At 64.2% G+C, this 18,380-nt stretch carries 19 protein-coding genes; 14 read left to right on the top strand and 5 right to left on the bottom strand.

From position 1 onward, the window contains the following. Window positions 1-16: 16 nt before the first annotated feature. From AWB70_RS01555 to ptsP, 6 genes are all read left to right on the top strand, one after another. The gene (locus AWB70_RS01555; protein WP_053567355.1) at window positions 17-1,474 is read left to right on the top strand and encodes an ammonium transporter; all 1,458 of its coding nucleotides are present in this window, start codon (window positions 17-19) and stop codon (window positions 1,472-1,474) included. Window positions 1,475-1,773: 299 nt separating this feature from the next. Beyond that, window positions 1,774-3,063 (top strand): glutamate--cysteine ligase, encoded by a 1,290-nt coding sequence (gene gshA / locus AWB70_RS01550; protein WP_053567356.1) that lies wholly within the window; start codon window positions 1,774-1,776, stop codon window positions 3,061-3,063. A gap of 62 nt (window positions 3,064-3,125) precedes the next feature. Beyond that, window positions 3,126-4,082 (top strand): glutathione synthase, encoded by a 957-nt coding sequence (gene gshB / locus AWB70_RS01545; protein ID WP_014190276.1) that lies wholly within the window; start codon window positions 3,126-3,128, stop codon window positions 4,080-4,082. A gap of 263 nt (window positions 4,083-4,345) precedes the next feature. Further along, on the top strand, window positions 4,346-4,837 hold the full coding sequence (locus AWB70_RS01540) for a PTS sugar transporter subunit IIA (RefSeq protein ID WP_014190277.1): 492 nt from the start codon (window positions 4,346-4,348) through the stop codon (window positions 4,835-4,837). A gap of 37 nt (window positions 4,838-4,874) precedes the next feature. Further along, a complete protein-coding gene (locus tag AWB70_RS01535) occupies window positions 4,875-5,144 on the top strand; it encodes an HPr family phosphocarrier protein (RefSeq protein ID WP_014190278.1) in 270 nt (89 codons plus the stop codon). 220 nt (window positions 5,145-5,364) lie between these two features. Then, window positions 5,365-7,125, top strand: coding sequence for a phosphoenolpyruvate--protein phosphotransferase (gene ptsP, locus AWB70_RS01530; protein WP_175585587.1), 1,761 nt, complete (start codon window positions 5,365-5,367; stop codon window positions 7,123-7,125). Window position 7,126: 1 nt separating this feature from the next. On the opposite strand, the gene AWB70_RS01525 is transcribed toward ptsP, so the two are convergent. The 3 genes from AWB70_RS01525 to gpmA form a co-directional block, all read right to left on the bottom strand. After that, a complete protein-coding gene (locus tag AWB70_RS01525; RefSeq protein WP_053567592.1) occupies window positions 7,127-7,891 on the bottom strand; it encodes a HesA/MoeB/ThiF family protein in 765 nt (254 codons plus the stop codon). A 103-nt stretch (window positions 7,892-7,994) separates the two neighbouring features. Then, window positions 7,995-9,578, bottom strand: a complete 1,584-nt coding sequence (locus AWB70_RS01520; RefSeq protein WP_014190281.1) for a S41 family peptidase — start codon at window positions 9,576-9,578, stop codon at window positions 7,995-7,997. A gap of 231 nt (window positions 9,579-9,809) precedes the next feature. Then, entirely contained in the window at window positions 9,810-10,556 is a 747-nt protein-coding gene (gpmA, locus tag AWB70_RS01515; RefSeq protein ID WP_014190282.1) for a 2,3-diphosphoglycerate-dependent phosphoglycerate mutase, read from the bottom strand. Window positions 10,557-10,740: 184 nt separating this feature from the next. On the opposite strand from gpmA, the gene AWB70_RS01510 reads away from it, so the two are divergent. From AWB70_RS01510 to AWB70_RS01490, 5 genes are all read left to right on the top strand, one after another. Continuing rightward, complete coding sequence (locus tag AWB70_RS01510; protein ID WP_014190283.1) at window positions 10,741-11,166, top strand: rhodanese-like domain-containing protein; 426 nt, start codon at window positions 10,741-10,743, stop codon at window positions 11,164-11,166. Beyond that, on the top strand, window positions 11,163-11,423 hold the full coding sequence (gene grxC, locus AWB70_RS01505) for a glutaredoxin 3 (RefSeq protein WP_014190284.1): 261 nt from the start codon (window positions 11,163-11,165) through the stop codon (window positions 11,421-11,423). Before AWB70_RS01510 ends, grxC begins: the two co-directional genes overlap by 4 nt. A 69-nt stretch (window positions 11,424-11,492) precedes the next feature. Then, entirely contained in the window at window positions 11,493-11,963 is a 471-nt protein-coding gene (secB, locus tag AWB70_RS01500; protein ID WP_045450264.1) for a protein-export chaperone SecB, read from the top strand. 32 nt (window positions 11,964-11,995) lie between these two features. Continuing rightward, a complete protein-coding gene (locus AWB70_RS01495; protein WP_045450266.1) occupies window positions 11,996-12,994 on the top strand; it encodes an NAD(P)H-dependent glycerol-3-phosphate dehydrogenase in 999 nt (332 codons plus the stop codon). An 18-nt stretch (window positions 12,995-13,012) separates the two neighbouring features. Next, entirely contained in the window at window positions 13,013-13,528 is a 516-nt protein-coding gene (locus tag AWB70_RS01490) for an O-acetyl-ADP-ribose deacetylase (protein WP_053567357.1), read from the top strand. Here the strand turns inward: AWB70_RS01490 and trmL are convergent. Next, the gene (gene trmL / locus AWB70_RS01485; protein WP_053567358.1) at window positions 13,525-13,995 is read right to left on the bottom strand and encodes a tRNA (uridine(34)/cytosine(34)/5-carboxymethylaminomethyluridine(34)-2'-O)-methyltransferase TrmL; all 471 of its coding nucleotides are present in this window, start codon (window positions 13,993-13,995) and stop codon (window positions 13,525-13,527) included. The two genes, AWB70_RS01490 and trmL, sit on opposite strands and share 4 nt — an antisense overlap. Before the next feature lie 22 nt (window positions 13,996-14,017). Further along, window positions 14,018-14,803 carry a phosphoribosyltransferase family protein gene (locus AWB70_RS01480; protein WP_053567593.1) on the bottom strand — a complete coding sequence of 262 codons (786 nt, stop codon included), beginning with the start codon at window positions 14,801-14,803 and terminating at the stop codon, window positions 14,018-14,020. A 149-nt stretch (window positions 14,804-14,952) separates the two neighbouring features. Here AWB70_RS01480 and AWB70_RS01475 point away from each other — a divergent pair, with 149 nt between their 5' ends. The 3 genes from AWB70_RS01475 to coxB all read left to right on the top strand — a co-directional run bounded on the left by AWB70_RS01475 (window position 14,953) and on the right by coxB (window position 18,298). Then, entirely contained in the window at window positions 14,953-15,933 is a 981-nt protein-coding gene (locus AWB70_RS01475) for a methyltransferase domain-containing protein (protein WP_053567359.1), read from the top strand. A gap of 232 nt (window positions 15,934-16,165) precedes the next feature. Next, window positions 16,166-16,639: a DUF2244 domain-containing protein gene (locus tag AWB70_RS01470; RefSeq protein ID WP_014190291.1), complete on the top strand. Its 474-nt coding sequence runs from the start codon at window positions 16,166-16,168 to the stop codon at window positions 16,637-16,639. Between the two features lie 45 nt (window positions 16,640-16,684). Beyond that, window positions 16,685-18,298, top strand: a complete 1,614-nt coding sequence (gene coxB, locus AWB70_RS01465) for a cytochrome c oxidase subunit II (RefSeq protein WP_053567360.1) — start codon at window positions 16,685-16,687, stop codon at window positions 18,296-18,298. The last annotated feature ends 82 nt before the right edge of the window (window positions 18,299-18,380 follow it).

The raw sequence follows: 18,380 nt of genomic DNA, 5'->3' as shown, positions 1-18,380 counted from the left end.
AAGAGGAACCAGAAGAATGCGTAACTTTTTGATGTCACTGTGCATGGCGGCCGCGCTGCTCGGCGCCAATGCCGGCACCGCGCTCGCTCAGGATGCGTCCGCGCCGGCCGCCGCGTCGGCGGCTGCATCGTCGGATACGGCTGCAAGCGCGCCCGCAAGCGCCAACACGGCGATGGCGTCGTCGGCGGACGCTGCCGCGGCCGCATCGGACGCCGCGCCTGCCGCGCCGACCGAGCCGTTCATGGTCGATTCGTCGAAGATCAGCTCCGGCGACACCGCCTGGATGCTCACTTCCGTCGCGCTCGTGCTGTTCATGACGATTCCCGGCCTCGCGCTCTTCTACGCGGGCATGGTCCGCAAGAAGAACGTGCTCGCCACCGTGATGCAGAGCTTCGCGATCTGCTGCCTGATCACGATTCTCTGGACGGTGGTCGGCTATAGCATCGCGTTCACACCGGGCGGTTCGTTCCTCGGCGGCTTCTCGCGCGTGTTCCTGCACGGCATGGCCTACATCAAGGGCGACAAGGCGACGACGCTCTCCGTGAGCCACCTCGCCTCGACGATTCCGGAGTCGGTCTACTTCGCGTTCCAGCTCACGTTCGCGATCATCACGCCGGCGCTCATCACCGGCGCGTTCGCCGACCGCATGAAGTTCTCCGCGATGCTCGTGTTCATGACGCTGTGGTCGCTGATCGTCTATTCGCCGATCGCGCACATGGTCTGGGAACCGACCGGCTGGCTGGCATCGGCGGGCGTGCTCGACTTCGCGGGCGGCACGGTGGTGCACATCAACGCGGGTATCGCGGGCCTGATGTGCTGTCTCGTGCTCGGCAAGCGCGTCGGCTATGGCCGTGAGGTGATGGCGCCGCACAATCTCGTGCTCTCGCTGATCGGCGCATCGATGCTGTGGGTCGGCTGGTTCGGCTTCAACGCGGGCTCCGCGGTCGCCGCAGACGGCCGTGCCGGCTTCGCGATGCTCACGACGCAGATCGCCACCGCGTTCGCCGCCTTCGGCTGGATGTTCGCGGAGTGGATCACGAAGGGCAAGCCTTCGGTGCTCGGCATCATTTCGGGCGCGGTCGCGGGTCTGGTCGCCGTGACGCCGGCTTCGGGCTTCGTCGGCGTGACGGGCGCGATCGTGATCGGCATCGTCGCGGGCGTGGTCTGCTTCTGGTCGGCAACGTGGCTCAAGCACAAGTTCAACTATGACGATTCGCTCGACGCGTTCGGCGTGCACGGCGTCGGCGGGATCATCGGCGCGCTGTTGACGGGCGTGTTCGCGGTGAAGGATATCGGCGGCTTCGACGGCAGCGTGCTGGTGCAGGCGAAGGGTGTCATTGTCACGCTGGTCTATAGCGGTGTCGTGAGCTTCATCCTGCTCAAGGTCATCGACATGACGATGGGCCTGCGCGTCACCGAAGAACAGGAGCGCGAAGGCCTCGACGTCACGCTGCATGGCGAGCACGTCGAGTAAGACAATCGCTGCGACCGGCGCGCCGGTCGCGGCGCAAAGCAACGAGCGCAGCGACTTTGCCCGCCTTTCCAGGCGGGCATTTTTTTGGCCGGAGGTTTTCGTCCGGGTTTCGTCGAAGGCCGGACCGGCACTATGGGAACGATAGTCGGATTTCCTTGCGAGCATTGCGCTGCAAGGCCGGGAAACCTTGTCAATTGGCGGTTCATACCCAATTAGGCAAAGCAATTGCTCTACAATCTTTCCCTCCCGGTGTTCGGCGAAAGCCGCTTCCGGTTCCACGCAAAGCTCGCGAGAAATTCATGGTTCCGCACTTAGTTACGGCGTTAAGTGGCCCGCTGCTCGATCTCGAGCGGAAAATTCTCGAGGCCATGCCCGCCATCGAACGGTGGTTCCGGCTCGAATGGCAAGAGCACACGCCGCCGTTTTACTGTTCGGTCGATCTGCGCAACGCGGGGTTCAAGCTCGCGCCGGTCGATACCAATCTCTTTCCCGGCGGCTTCAACAATCTGCCGCAGGAAGTGCTGCCGCTCGCGGTGCAGGCCGCGATGGCGTCCATCGAGAAAATCTGCCCCGACGCGAAGAATCTGCTGGTCATTCCCGAGCGCCACACGCGCAACGCGTTCTATCTGGAGAACGTCGCGCGGCTCGCGCTGATCATGCGGCAAGCCGGACTGCACGTGCGCTTCGGCACGCTCGACGAGAACATTCACGGCCCCGTGACGATCGCGCTCGCCGACGGCCAGAAGATCGTGCTGGAACCGCTCGAACGCACGCCGCGGCGTCTCGGACTGAAGAATTTCGATCCGTGCTCGATCCTGCTCAACAACGATTTGTCCGCCGGCATTCCGCCCGTGCTGGAAAATCTGCACGAGCAGTATCTGCTGCCGCCGCTGCACGCGGGCTGGGCCGTGCGCCGCAAGTCAACGCATTTCTCCTGCTATGACGACGTCGCGAAGAAGTTCGCGAAGATGGTCGAAATCGATCCGTGGATGGTGAATCCGTACTTCGCGCACGTCGAAGGGGTCGATTACGAAGCGCGCACGGGCGAGGAAGCGCTCGCGGAAGCCATCGACGGCGTGCTCAAGAAGATCGCGAAGAAGTATCGCGAGTACGGCATCAGCGAGCGTCCTTATGTGGTGATCAAGGCCGACGCCGGCACCTACGGCAAGGGCGTGATGACCGTGCACGACGCGAGCGAGGTCGCCGCGCTGACCAAGCGCGAGCGCACGAAGATGAACGACGCGAAGGAAGGCCTGCAAGTACACGACGTGATCGTGCAGGAAGGCGTGCACACCTTCGAGCGCGTGGAAGACGCGGTCGCCGAGCCAGTGGTGTACATGATCGACCGGTATGTGGTCGGCGGCTTCTATCGCGTGCACGAGTCGCGCGAGCGCGATCAGAACCTCAATGCGCCGGGCATGCATTTCGTCCCGCTCGGCTTCGAGCACACGGCGCTGCCCGACACGCACGCCAAGCCCGGCGCGGCGCCGCCGAACCGCTTCTACATGTATGGCGTGGTGGCGCGGCTCGGGTTGCTGGCGGCGTCGGTCGAACTCGAAAAGACCGATCCCGAAGCCATTCAGGTGTGATCAGGTGCGAAAGTGCGGCTTGCGGTAAGCTCGCAGGCCGCGCACCGAACTAGCAAATTGCCATGAACATCCTCTTTATCGCCGATCCGCTCGATCGCTTCAAGATCTACAAGGACACGACCTACGCGATGATGGCCGAAGCCGCGCGGCGGGGCCACGTGCTCTACGCGTGCGAGCCGCAGCATCTCGCGTGGACGGGCGCGACGGTCGAGGCGAGCGCGCGGCGCTTCGCGATCGTCGGCGACGAGGCGAACAGCGACCGCTTTCCGTGGTACGCGGCCGAGCAGGCCGAGTATCTGCCGCTCACGCATTTCGATGCGGTGCTGATGCGCAAGGACCCGCCGTTCGATCTCGAATACGTGAACGCGACCTGGCTGCTGGAGATCGCCGAGCGCAACGGCGCGCGCGTCTTCAACAAGCCGCAGGCGATCCGCGATCACTCGGAGAAGCTCGCCATCGCGGAATGGCCGCAGTTCGTCACGCCGACGCTCGTCACGCGCGACGCCGCGCGTCTGCGCGCATTCCATGCCGAGCACGGCGACGTCATCCTGAAGCCACTGGACGGCATGGGCGGCATGGGCGTCTTCCGCGTGAAGGCGGACGGCATGAATCTCGGCTCGATCGTCGAGATGCTGTCCGAAGACGGCGCGCGTACGGTGATGGCGCAGAAGTTCATTCCCGAGATCAAGGACGGCGACAAGCGCATTCTCGTGATCGGCGGGCAGCCGGTGCCGTATTCGCTCGCCCGCATTCCGCAGGGCAGCGAAGTGCGCGGCAATCTCGCGGCGGGCGGCCTGGGCCGCGCGCAGCCGCTGTCGGCGCGCGATCGCGAAATCGCCGAGACGCTCGGGCCAGTGCTGCAGGCGCGCGGTCTCTTGCTGGCCGGGCTCGACGCCATCGGCGACTATCTGACCGAAGTCAACGTCACGAGCCCCACGTGTTTCCGCGAGATCATGGATCAGACCGGCTTCGACGTCGCGGGCATGTTCATCGACGCGCTCGAACGCGCGGCGCAGTGAGTCCGCCGGCGCACGGAACGCGTTCGGACGCCGCGTCAGACTGGCTCCGGCGAGACTGTTAGAATTGATGTCCCGGCGCCTGGGTTGTGGGGCGCAATCATGTCTTTACGCATATCGGATAACGAAGGCGCGGGGCGGTTGATTTCCGCCCGGGCAGCGCCACGTTAGTTTTGTGGTCCGCGCCGCTCGCGCGCTTTCGAGCGAAATCGGGCGTAATCGTCTGATTTTTGTCGCTAAATCGTCGCTTGAGGCAACATCCTGACATGGCTGGCATCCTGATCATCGCGCACGCACCTTTCGCCACCGCACTACGCGAATGCATCGCGCATATTTACGGCGGCTTGCCCGCGCGCATCGGCGTCATCGACGTGACGCCCGACTGCGATCCCGTCGAAGTCCGCGCGTTCGCGCGCTCCGAAATCGATCGCCTGAAAGAAGACAATGGCGCGATCGTGCTCACCGACGTCTTCGGCGCGACGCCCGCAAACATCGCGGCGAGCCTGCACGACACCGATGTGCGCGTGCTCGCCGGCTGCAATCTGCCCATGTTGGTGCGTGCTGTCTGCTACCGCGCGACGCCGCTCGACACGCTCACCGAAAAGATTCTGCAGGGCGGCTCGAAGGGCATCCAGGAACTGGATTCGTCCACGCCGCTCAATCCCTGCGCGCTCGCGACCAAAGCCGCCGGTTCGCCCGATCCGGCATGCTCGGCAAGCGCCGATCTCGTCAGCGCCAAGGCTGCCGCCAGCCACTGACGCCGCTCATTTTTTCCATTTAGCGTTTCGGAGCATCATGCTGCAACAAGAAACAACGATCGTGAACAAGCTGGGGCTCCACGCACGCGCTTCGGCCAAGCTCACGCAACTGGCGGGCAATTTTCAATGCGAAATCTGGATGAGCCGCAATGGCCGCCGGATCAACGCGAAGAGCATCATGGGCGTGATGATGCTGGCGGCGGGCATCGGCAGTTCGGTGACGATCGAAACCGAAGGCTCCGACGAAGCCGAAGCCATGCAGGCGATCCTCGCGCTCATCGCCGATAAGTTCGGGGAAGGGCAGTAAGCGCTTCATCGCCTTAATGGTTTTCCGTGAAAAGCCGCGCATCGACGCGGCTTTTTCGTATCCGCACGTCCAACTCGCCCGCAATGGGCAATTGGCCCGGCCCTGCCGCCGCCGTGTGTTCAGGGACTCATCGGCGTATTCGAATTTATAATGAACGCGCGGTTGCGCCCGACGAGGGGGCGCTAAAGATCGCGACAATCAAAAATGAGAGGAGGTGCGCGTGTCGTTCACGCTGCATGGAATTCCCGTCTCGCGCGGTATCGCCATCGGGCGCGCGTACCTGATCGCGCCCGCGGCGCTCGACGTAGACCATTACCTGATCGAACCCGATCAGATCGACGCGGAAATCGCCCGGTTTCACGCGGCGCAGGCGGCCGTGCTCGCGGAGCTCGAAGCGCTGCGCGAAGACCTTTCCGCCGACGCGCCCAGTGAAATGGGCGCGTTCATCAATGTCCATATGATGATCCTGAACGACGCCATGCTCGTGCAGGAAACCATCGATCTCATTCGCACGCGCCGCTACAACGTGGAGTGGGCGCTCACCGAACAGCTGGAAATTCTCGGCGGCTACTTCGACGAAATCGAAGACGAATACCTGCGCGAACGGAAAGCCGACGTCGAACAGGTCGTCGAACGGCTGCTGAAGGCGCTCGCGGGCGCGCCGACGGCCGCGTCACTCGTCGTGCACACGGCGGCGAGCAACGGCCACAACGAGATGATCGTCGTCGCGCACGATATTGCGCCGGCGGACATGCTCCAGTTCAAGACCCAGGCGTTCAAGGGCTTCGTCACGGATCTGGGCGGCCGCACGTCGCACACGGCGATCGTGGCGCGCAGTCTCGGCATTCCGGCCTCAGTCGGCGTGCAGCAGGCGAGCGTGCTGATTCGCCAGAACGATCTCATCATCGTCGACGGGGATCACGGCATCGTGATCGTCGATCCGGCGCCGATCGTCCTCGAAGAATATTCGTATCGGCAAAGCGAAAAGCTGCTCGAACAGCGCAAGTTGCAGCGCCTGAAATTCTCGCCGACGCAAACGCTCTGCGGCACGAAGATCGAGCTGTGCGCGAACATCGAGTTGCCGGACGACGCGCAGGTCGCCGTCGAAGCGGGAGCGATGGGCGTGGGCCTGTTCCGCACCGAATTCCTCTTCATGAATCACAAGAATCAGTTGCCCGAAGAAGAGGAGCAGTTCGAGGCGTACAAGCGCGCGGTCGAGCTGATGAACGGCAAGCCGGTGACGATCCGCACGATCGACGTCGGCGCGGACAAGCCGCTCGATTCGATGAGCGGCGGCGATGGCTACGAAACCGCGCCCAATCCGGCGCTCGGCCTGCGCGCGATTCGCTGGAGCCTGTCCGAGCCGCAGATGTTCATCACGCAACTGCGCGCGATCCTGCGCGCGTCGGCGTTCGGCCCGACCAAGATCCTGATTCCGATGCTGGCGCACGCGGGCGAAATCGATCAGACGCTCGATCTGATTCGCGAGGCCAAGCGTCAACTGGACGAAGAAGGCGCCGCCTACGACCGCCAGATTCAGGTTGGCGCGATGATCGAGATTCCCGCGGCTGCCATCGCGGTGAGGCTGTTCCTCAGCCGGCTCGATTTTCTGTCGATCGGCACGAACGATTTGATCCAGTACACGCTCGCGATCGATCGCGCCGATAACGCCGTCGCGCATCTGTACGATCCGCTGCATCCGGCGGTGCTGAATCTGATCGCGTTCACGCTGCGTGAGGCGAAGCGCGCGGGCGTGCCGGTTTCGGTGTGCGGAGAAATGGCGGGCGATCCCGCCGTCACGCGGCTGTTGCTCGGGCTCGGGCTCACCGAGTTTTCGATGCATCCGAGCCAGTTGCTCGTCGTGAAGCAGGAAATTCTGCGTTCGAGCCTCAAGGCGCTGGAAAAGCCCGTCGCGGACGTGCTTGCCGCTTACGAACCCGCGGAACTGGAGGCGGCGCTCGCCGCGTTGCAGAAGGCCTGATTCACCGCGGGTCTGCATGACGCGCGCCGCAGACCGGGCAATCCGGCTGGCGCGCGATCTTCATCGTGTTCCATTCCATGCGCAGCGAGTCGAGCATCATCAGGCGTCCGCTGAGCGTTTCGCCGAATCCGCCGACCACGCGCAGCGCTTCCGCGGCCTGCATCGCGCCGATGATGCCGACCGTCGGCGCGAACACGCCCATCGTCGAGCAGGCGACTTCCTCGAACGGCTGATCCGGCGGAAACACGCACGCGTAGCAGGGCGAGTCCGGCGCGCGGAAATCGAACGTGCTGATTTGCCCGTCGAAGCGCAAGGCCGCGCCCGACACGAGCGGCACGCCCTGTGCAACGCACGCCGCGTTGATCGCGTGACGGGTCGCGAAGTTGTCGCTGCAATCGAGCACCACGCTTGCCCGGCTTACGTTCGCCGCGAGCCACGCCGCGTCCGCGCGCGCGTTCACCGCTTCCACGGCGACATCCGGATTCAGCGCGTTCAGGGTCTCGCGCGCCGATTCCACCTTGGGCGCGCCCACCGAACGCGTCATATGCACGATCTGCCGCTGCAGATTCGTGAGATCGACGGTATCGGCATCGACGAGCGTGATTGTCCCGACGCCCGCTGCCGCGAGATACATCGCGGCGGGCGCGCCGAGCCCACCCGCGCCGACGATGATCGCGTGCGCGTCGAGAAAACGCTGCTGCGCTTCGATGCCGATTTCATCGACGAGAATATGGCGGGAATAGCGGAGGAGTTGGTCGTCGTTCATCGCGAATGAAAGCGGCTTGCCGGAACGAAGCATTCTAAGCGCGCAAAAGACAAAAGGCTTCGCAGCGTCATGCTGCGAAGCCTTTGGAAGAACTACCGGCGGGTTACTTCGTTTGCTGCGCGGTCGGCGACGAAGCCGGCTGCGCACCCGACGCCGGCGACGAGCCGGGCGTAGCGGGCAGCGCCGGCGGCGCGACGACCGGCGCGGACGCCGAGCGCGGCGGCTTGTTCTGCGCGAGCTTGCGTTCGCTGTACGACTTCGATTCGACCACCTGCTTGCCTTCGAGCTTGTTCAGACCCTGCTGAAGCATGAAGTCGTCGGCGCTGCCGAACTCGACGGGCTTGCGTTCGCGATCCTTGCGGCGCTGCTCCGGCGTCTTCTTGTCGTTCTGCTCTTCGAGAATGCGCAACTGCTCCAGGCGATCCGCCTCGCGCTGTTCCTGTTCCTTCTTCTCGTTCGGATCCTGCGTGTTCGCGAGGTGGTTCGAGTAATCGACTTCGCGCGTGACGAGCGCGTCGTCCGGATCGCCGTCGGCGTATTGATCGACCGGAACGTCCGGGCGCACGCCCTGGTTCTGGATCGACTTGCCGCTCGGCGTGTAGTAATACGCCGTGGTCAGGCGCAGCGCGGTGTCGGCGGTCATCGGGCGGACGGTCTGCACCGAGCCCTTGCCGAATGTCGTCTTGCCGACGATCAGCGCGCGATGATGATCCTGCAGCGCGCCCGCGACGATCTCCGACGCGGAGGCCGAGTAGGCGTTCGTCAGCACGACCATCGGCACCTTCTTGAAGATTTCCGGCACGCTCTTCAGCGGATCGGAATCGAAGGACGGCAGACGGTAGTTGTCGTAGGTGTCGCGGAAAGTCTGCTTCGCGTCCGCGATTTGTCCATTGGTCGACACGACCACCGCGTTATCCGGCAGGAATGCGCCCGCGACGCCGACCGCGCTTTGCAGCAGGCCGCCGCCGTTGTTGCGCAGGTCGAGCACGAGACCCTTCAGGTTCGGCTGCTGGCGCGCGAGATCCTGCAGCTTCGCGGCGAGATCCGGCACCGTGCGCTCCTGGAAGCTCGTGATGCGGATATAGCCGTAGCCCGGCTCCGGCACCTTCATCTTCACGGACTGCACGCGGATCACGGCGCGCGTCACGGTGAGCGGGAACGTGCGGTCGTCGCTCTTGCGGAAGATCGTGAGCGTGACCTTCGTGCCCGGCTCGCCGCGCATCTGCTTCACGGCTTTGTCGAGCGTCATGCCGCGCACGGGCTTGTCGTTGATGCGCGTGATGAGGTCGCCCGGACGGATGCCGGCGCGGAACGCGGGCGTGTCTTCGATCGGCGAGATCACCTTGATGAGCCCGTCTTCCGACGAGATTTCGATGCCGAGGCCCGCGAAGCGACCTTTGGTCTGCTCCTGAAGTTCTTCGTAATCGGTCTTGTCGAGGTAGGACGAGTGCGGGTCGAGGCTCGACACCATGCCCTTGATGGCGGCGGTGAGGAGCTTTTTGTCGTCGACCGGTTCGACGTATTCGTGCTTGATTTGCCCGAAGACTTCGGCGAAGAGCCGCAATTGTTCGAGCGGCAGGGGCGTGGAGGCGGTTTGCTGGGCAGATGCGGAAATCTGCAGGGTCGCGAGTGCGCCGGCAGCAACGCCAACGGCGACCAGGCCGAAGTTTTTCAGGTTCTTTCGCATAGAGAGTGCGGTCGGAATCGGATGAGCTGCATCGTAGGTGTGACGGGCCAGTATACCTGCTCGTCTCGATCGACGACTTAATCGCAACTTAAATGCCCGAGGTTTCGCTGCACGGCGGCGCGGGATTGCGCACGTTTTGGGAGAACCTGTCGAGCGCGCTGACGCGCCGTCAGACGCGCGTCATGCGCGACGACGGCCCGTGTTTCAGCGGCTTGGTCCGGCGAGTCGCCTTCAGCCCGCCTTGCCCTGCTTGGCGACAGCCGCCTGCGCGGCGGCGATGGCTTCCGGATCGCCCAGGTAGTAGTGCTTGATGGGCTTCAGGTTCTCATCGAGCTCATAGACGAGCGGCACGCCGTTCGGGATATTCAGCCCGACGATGTCCTGGTCGGAAATGTTGTCCAGATACTTCACGAGTGCGCGGATCGAATTGCCGTGTGCCGAAATCACGATCTGCTTGCCCGACTTGATGGCCGGCGCGATCGACTCGTTCCAGAACGGCAGCACGCGCGCGACGGTGTCCTTCAGGCACTCGGTGAGCGGCAGTTGCTCGCGCGGCACCTTCGCGTAGCGCGGGTCGCCGAAGGATGCGCGCTCGTCGTCCGGTGCGAGCGCGGGCGGCGGCGTGTCGTAGCTGCGGCGCCAGACGAGCACCTGGTCGTCGCCGTATTTCTTGGCCGTTTCGGCCTTGTTCAGGCCCGCGAGCGCGCCGTAGTGCCGCTCGTTCAGCCGCCACGAATGCACGACGGGGATATACATCTGGTCCATCTCGTCCTGCACGTGCCACAGCGTGCGGATCGCGCGCTTCAGCACCGACGTATAGGCGATGTCGAACTTGTAGCCAGCTTCCTTGAGCAGCACGCCGGCCTGGCGCGCCTCGCGGTTGCCCTGCTCGGTCAGGTCGACGTCGACCCAGCCGGTGAAGCGGTTTTCCTTGTTCCACGTCGATTCGCCGTGGCGGATGAGCACTAGCTTGTACATGATGTCGGTCGGTCAGTTGGAAAAGCGGGTGCGCCGATCGCGCCCCGTCATCCTGCCATGCGCGGGCGGGGCGCGGCCATCGGCCGGACGGCGGAGGCCATCGCGGGAAACGGTTATTTTATAATGCCCCGATTGCCCTCATTTCCCTTTCTCCCTTTTCTACTCAATTTCGGCGGCCCTCGACGTGAAGTTTTTCACTGATTACACGAATATCGCACTCATCGTCATCGCGCTGGTGTCCGGCGCGCTGCTTCTCTGGCCCGCCATCTCGCGGCGCGGGCGCGGCGGCGTAAGCGCTGCGGAAGCCACGACGCTCATCAACCGGCGCAACGCGGTGGTGGTCGATCTGCGGCCCGCCGCGGAGTTCGCGAAGGGTCATCTGCCGTCGGCGCGCAATATCGAGCTGGCGGAGCTCCAAGCAAAAATCGGCCAGATCGCAAAGAATAAGAGCAATCCGGTCGTGCTTGTATGCCAAACCGGTCAAGAATCGCAACGTGCGAGCCGCACCGTGTCCGAGGCGGGTTACGCCGAGGTCCACGTTTTGCAAGGCGGAGTTGACGCCTGGCAAAAGGCAGGCATGCCGGTGGTGAAACAAGGAGCAGTCAAGTGAATAAAGTCGTCATGTACAGCACGGTCGTGTGCCCGTATTGCCAGATGGCCGAACGTCTTTTAAAGTCCCGCGGGGTCGACGCCATCGAGAAGATCCTGATCGACCGTGAACCGGGCCGGCGCGAGGAAATGATGACGCGCACCGGCCGGCGCACCGTGCCGCAGGTTTATATCGGCGATACGCATGTCGGCGGCTATGACGATCTGTCCGCACTCGACCGCAAAGGCGGGCTCGTGCCGTTGCTCGAATCCGCCTGACGACACACCCGCGGCGCGCGTTTGACCGTGTTTTGCGCGCGCCGCATACCGATTTACTAGGAAATCAATATGTCCGACGAGAACAATCAGCCGTTTTTCAACATTCAGCGCATCTACTTGAAGGACATGTCGCTCGAACAGCCGAATTCGCCCGCGGTCTTCCTCGAACAGGAAATGCCGTCGGTGGAAGTCGAAGTCGACGTGAAGGCTGACCGCCTCGCCGAAAGCGTCTTCGAAGTGCTGGTCACGGGCACCGTCACGGCGAAGGTCGCAAGCAAGGTCGCTTTCCTGATCGAAGCGAAGCAGGCAGGCATCTTCGATATCCGCAACATTCCGGCCGAGCAGATCGATCCGCTCGTCGGCATTGCGTGCCCGACCATTCTGTTCCCGTATCTGCGCTCGAATATCGCCGACGCGATCACGCGCGCCGGTTTCCCGCCGATCCACCTCGCGGAAATCAACTTCCAGGCGCTGTACGAGCAGCGCGTCGCGCAACTCGCGGGCGGCCAGGACGGCGCGGCGAACGGCGCAACGCACTAACACTTCTCCAATCTGCCGGACCGGAGCCGAGCATGAAAGTAGCCGTTCTCGGCGCCGGCGCGTGGGGCACCGCACTTGCGGGCCACCTCGCGACCCGGCACGACACGAAGCTCTGGGCGCGCGATGCCGCGCTCATCGAATCACTCTCCCGCACGCACGAAAACACGCGCTATCTGGAAGGCGTGACGCTGCCGTCCACGCTCGGTTTCGAGACGGATCTGGCCGCGGCGCTCGCGCACGCCTCGGCGGACGAGGCGCTGTGCGTCGTCGCCACGCCCGTCGCCGGCCTGCGCGAACTGTGCCGTGCGATGCGGCAATCCGGCATCGTGCCGGCGCATTTCGTCTGGCTCTGCAAAGGCTTCGAGGCCGACACCCAGAGCCTGCCCAATGAAGTCGTCGCGGCCGAATTGCCGGCGCATCGCAGCAACGGCACGCTTTCCGGACCGAGCTTCGCGCGCGAAGTGGGGCGCGGCCTGCCGGTTGCGCTGACGGTCGCGAGCGCGTCGCCGGAGCTTGCCGCGCGTACGGTCGCGGCGTTCCATCACGGCGCGATGCGCATCTACACCGGCGACGACGTCATCGGCGTCGAAGTGGGCGGCGCGGTGAAGAACGTGCTCGCCATCGCGACGGGCATTTCCGATGGCCTCGGCCTCGGTCTCAACGCACGCGCGGCGCTGATCACGCGCGGGCTCGCGGAGATGTCGCGGCTGGGCGTCGCGCTCGGCGGCCGCGCGGAGACCTTCACCGGGCTGACCGGCCTGGGCGATCTCATCCTCACCGCGACCGGCGATCTCTCGCGCAACCGCACCGTCGGCATGCAACTGGCGAGCGGACGCACGCTCGACGAGATTCTCGCGGCCCTCGGCCATGTCGCGGAAGGCGTGCGTTGCGCGCGCGCCGTGCTGGGCATCGCGCAGGCGCGAGGCATCGAAATGCCGATTACGCAGGCGGTATGCCGTGTGCTGTTCGAAAACGTGGCGCCGCGCGACGCCGTGCAAGCGCTGCTCAGCCGGGACGCGAAGGCGGAGTAATCGAAAGGGGCGAGTGCGATGGTCAAGCTCGAAGCGCTGAAAGCCGACATCACGACACTCGACGTCGACGCCATCGTCAATGCGGCGAACAAGTCGCTGCTCGGCGGCGGCGGAGTCGATGGCGCGATCCATCGCAAGGCGGGAAAAGGGTTGCTGCGCGAATGCGAGACGCTCGGCGGCTGTGAAACCGGCGATGCGAAAATCACCGGCGGCCACGATCTTCCGGCGAAGCATGTCATTCATGCGGTCGGGCCGCGCTGGAGCGGCGGCCGCAAGAACGAGGCGGAATTGCTCGCGAACTGCTATCGGCGTTCGCTGCAACTCGCCGAAGATGCCGGCTGCGGGTCGATCGCGTTTCCCGCGATAAGCTGCGGCATCTATCGCTTTCCGGTGAAAGAGGCCGTGCCGATCGCGGTGCACACGGTCGTCGAAACGTTGCCCTCCACGCCATCCATCACGCATGTCATTTTTGCGTGCTTCCAGGACGACCTGCTCGCGCTCTATCGCGCCGAGCTCGACGCGGCACAGACTTAAGCGCCGCCTTCGAAGCCCGCCTGACGCCACGCTTCAAACGTCACGATCGCCACGGTATTCGACAGATTCAAACTGCGGTTGCCCGGCCGCATCGGCAGGCGCACGCGCTGTTCGGTCGGAAAGCGTTCCAGCAACGCGGACGCGAGGCCGCGCGTTTCCGCGCCGAACACGAACCAGTCGCCGGGCGCGAACGCGTGGTCGAAAAAGGGCGTCGAGCCTCGCGTCGTGAAGGCGAACATGCGCGTGGCATCGGGCGCTTCCTTCGCGATGAAGGCATCCCAGCTCGCATGCACGTTCATTTCGGCGTACTCGTGATAATCGAGACCGGCGCGGCGCAGCTTTGCATCGTCGAGCGGGAAGCCGAGCGGCTCGATCAGATGCAGCCGCGCGCCCGTGTTCGCGCACAGGCGGATCACGTTGCCGGTATTCGGCGGAATTTCGGGTTCGACGAGTACGACGTTGAACATGGATTGCTGTAATTAAAGAGGGTTAATCCTTCGGTGTGCGCAGCGCCACGAAATTGGTCACGCGCCGCGCACCGGCGAGTTTGAGCGTGCGCGCGAGCGCGTCGAGCGTCGCGCCGGAAGTCATCACATCGTCGACGACCCCGAGATGCTTGCCGCGCACATCACCCGAAATCGAGAACGCGCTCGCGACGTTGCGGCGGCGCGCATCCCGATCGAGCCGCGATTGTGCCGGCGTATGCCGCACGCGCGCGATGATCGAGGCATCGGCGCGCACGCCCATCGCCCGCGCGAGCGGACGCGCGATCGCCCATGCCTGGTTATAGCCGCGCGCGACGAGCCGTGCGCGCGAAAGCGGCACGGGCACGATCACGTCGGGCACGGACAGGTCGCTGTCTTCGAACAGCGCATGCAGATGATGCGCGAAGGCTGCGCCCGCGGCCAGCCGTGCGCGAAACTTCAGTTCGACGGCGAGCGTGTCGAGCGGCGCGCGGTAGTCGGCGAGCGCCAGCGTGTCGTTGAAAGCGGGCGGCGATTCGAGGCACGCGGCGCAATGCACGCGCGTATCTTCGCGTTCGCGTCGCAGGTCCGGCGCAGCGAGCGGCAGCGCGCAGGTCGCGCAGCGCAGGCGAGGCTCGTTCCAGTATTGCGCGTCGCAACCTTTGCACAGCAGCGCTTGCGACAAATTGCCGCATAACGCGCACTGACTCGGCATGGCGGCATCGACGAGCCGTTTCATCGCCGACGCGAATTCGCGCGCGCACGTCGTCACGGGCGTTCGGAACGGAAGGCGAAGACGGTCGGCTTTCATGACGGCGGAATCGGGAAAATCGCGGCTCGAAGCGCTAAACACGCGCAATCGTTGCGCCTCAGAAGGCTTTTATGCCTCGTATCAGCGCTTCGCATGGGTTGTTTTCGAGACGACCGAGTATACTTCGCACTCTCCGCAAAAAGATCGACATGTCCCCGACATCCCCCAACACTAGCCGTCCGGCCTATGATCCGCGCCGTCTGCGCGCGATCTTCGACGGACGCGCCGACAGCTTCGACGACGTCGCCTTCCTGCCGCGCGAAATCGCGCAGCGCATGCGCGAGCGGCTCGACTACATCAAGGTCGCGCCGGTGCGTGTCCTCGATGCGGCGTGCGGCGTCGGGGCGGACCTGGGCGGTCTGCGGGAGCGCTTTGCCGAGGCGTCTGTGACAGGCGTCGACATTTCGTCCGCGATGCTCGCGCGCGCCCGCGCCGCCGAAGCCGCGGATGGCGATAGCGGCGCGGGCTGGCGGCGCTTTCTCCCGTCGACGCTCGCCAAGGCGTTCGGCGCACGCGGCCCGCAACTCGCGCAGGCGGATTTTTCCGCGCTGCCGTTCGCGGCGGGCGCCTTCGAATTGCTGTGGTCGAATCTCGCGCTGCACTGGCACGCGCGCCCCGACCTCGTTTTCCCGGAATGGCAGCGCGTGCTGAAGGTGAACGGCCTGCTGATGTTCAGCACCTTCGGTCCCGACACCTTGCGCGAGCTGCGCGCCGCATATCGCGAAGCCGAGCGCACGCTCGGGCTCGAACCGGCGCCGCACGCGATCGATTTCGTCGACATGCACGACCTCGGCGACATGCTCGTGGAAAGCGGCTTCGAAATTCCGGTGATGGATCAGGAAGTCCTGACGATCACGTACAAATCGCCCGAATCGCTTTTCGCCGACGTGACGCGTTGGGGCGCGTATCCCTTCGAACGCGTGTTCGAGGCGGGCCGCGCCGACGCGCAAGCCTTGCGCGGCGCGGTGCATCGCGCGCTCGAAGCGCTGCGCCGCGACGACGGCACGATACCGCTCACGTTCGAAGTGATCTACGGGCACGCCTGGAAAGCGGTGCAGCGCACGACGGCCGAAGGACACGGCATCGTGCGGCTGGAAGATATCGGACGAGGCTCGAAACCGAAACGCTGACGGGGTAAAGAGCGCGGTTGTTATGTCTGAAATTTGCGCAAAAAAAGCGCGCAAAAAGGTGCGTCAAAAGGGCGCAGAAGCTTGTGGCGCTTGGCTTTGCGACGTTACGACCCTTGCTTGTGGATGCCACTTAAGACGCCTATAATGCGTCAGTTTGTCGCCCGGACTGACACAAATTTGGGCGAAATCCGAGCAAAAGTGTGTGATTGCGTGCGGATCGATGGAGGCAGCGATGCAGGCCAGCCAGACGCTGACGGAATCCGAGCCGGTCATCAAAGACTGGCTCATGAAGCGAAACTGCTCGGTGTCGCCGCGTCAGTTCGTGGGCTTTTACCTGTCGCTTGCGCTGTTTTCGCTGGCGATCGCAACGCCGCTGTTCCTGAACGGCGCCTGGCTGGTGCTGCCGTTCACCGGAGTCGAATTGACGGTCGTGGGCATCGCGTTCGTGATTTACGCGCGCCATGCCGTCGACTACGAGCGAGTCCGGCTGTATCAAAACCGGTTGTTGATCGAACAGATGAACGCCGAAGTGCTGACGCAGTTCGAGTTCAACCCGCGGTGGGTGCGGGTCGAAGCGGGCGCGACGCCGAGAGAGCCGCTCACGATCGTATCGCGCGGTCAATCGGTGAAAATCGGACAACACCTTGCACAGCATCGTCGCAAACAATTTGCAGCCGAGTTGCAGGCGTCATTGAGACGTCTTTGAGAGGAGCCGGCGCTGCCGCGATGCAACGGGGGGTCGAGGGTTTGAATGGAAAATTTGGGTAAGGATGCTATGAAAACAATCAAGCGAGCCCTGTCGGGCGTGCTGGCGGCAGGCGCACTGCTCAACGCCGGCGTGGCCCTGGCGGTCAGCGACGCTCCTGGCGGTCCTCGTGTGAACGAGATCAACTTCCAGCAGCCTGTGACGAAGATCGCCGAGGAGCTCTACGGCCTCCATATCTTCATGCTCATCATCTGCACCGTCATTTTCGTCGGCGTGTTCGGGGTGATGTTCTATTCGATGTTCGTGCATCGCAAGTCGAAAGGCTTCAAGCCGGCCAATTTCCACGAAAGCACCACCGTCGAAATCATCTGGACGATCGCGCCGTTCATCATCGTCATTCTGATGGCGCTGCCGGCAACGAAAGCCGTCGTCGCCATGAAGGACACGAGCAACGCCGATCTCACCGTGAAGGTCACGGGTTATCAGTGGAAGTGGGGCTACGACTACGTGAAGGGGCCGGGCGAAGGCATCAGCTTCCTCTCGACGCTTTCCACGCCGCGCAGCGAGACGAACGGCCAGAAGCCGATTTCGAATCTCTATCTGCAGGAAGTCGACAACCCGCTCGTCGTGCCCGTCGACAAGAAAATCCGCATCATCACCACGGCGAACGACGTCGTGCACTCGTGGTACATCCCGGCGTTCGGCGTGAAGCAGGATGCGATTCCGGGCTTCGTGCGCGACACCTGGTTCAAGGCCGAGAAGGTCGGCACGTTCCGCGGCTTCTGTACTGAACTGTGCGGCAAGGAGCACGCGTATATGCCGGTGGTCGTCGAAGTGCTGTCCACCGACGACTACGCGAAGTGGGTCGATGCGCAAAAGAAGAAGATGGCCGCCGGCCAGGACGATCCGCTCAAGACCTACACGAAAGAAGAGCTGATGGCGCGCGGCCAGCAGGTCTACACGTCGAACTGCGCGGTCTGCCACCAGCCGACCGGCAAGGGCGCGGGCCAGTTCCCGGCGATCGACGGCTCGAAGATCGCGACCGGCTCGATCGCCGAGCACCTGAACATCGTGCTGCACGGCAAGGGCGCGATGCCGCCGTGGCAGGGCGTGCTGAACGACGTCGAGCTCGCATCGGTCGTCACGTTCGAGCGCAACAACTGGAGCAACCATACGGGCGATCTGCTGCAACCGAAGCAGGTCATCGACGCCAAGGCCGGCAAGATGCCCCAGGGCGGCGGCACGACGGCAGCGGCGGCGGCGCCTGAAGCGGCGAGCGCAGCGCCTGCAGCCGCGGAAGCGAGCGCGCCGGCGGCATCGGGCGCGGCAGCCACGCAGGCAGCCGGTCTGCCCGCCAGCATCTATTTCGAGACGGGCAAGGACACGCTGCCCGCCGACGCCAGCAACGCCGTGCAGGCCGCGGCCGCTTACGCGAAGGCCCACCCGGACGCGAAGCTCGCGCTGTCGGGCTTCACGGATGCGACCGGCGGCGCCGACCTGAACGCCGATCTCGCCAAGCGCCGCGCGCAAACCGTGCGCGACGCGCTGAAGGCAGCAGGCGTGCCGGAAGACCGCATCGTGCTGAAGAAACCCGAGTCGATCACGGGCGGCACGGATGCCAAGGAAGCACGCCGCGTAGAAATCAGTCCGGCTGCTTGACGTGACTCGCGCCTGCTCTTCCTTCGCACATCGGATGCAACGGAAGAGCAAGCGGGAAGCCCAAGTGCCCCGAGTATTCGCT

It is taken from the genome of Caballeronia cordobensis (assembly GCF_001544575.2).
Taxonomy (GTDB): Bacteria; Pseudomonadota; Gammaproteobacteria; order Burkholderiales; family Burkholderiaceae; genus Caballeronia; species Caballeronia cordobensis.
This window is presented reverse-complemented; position numbering and strand designations above follow the sequence as displayed.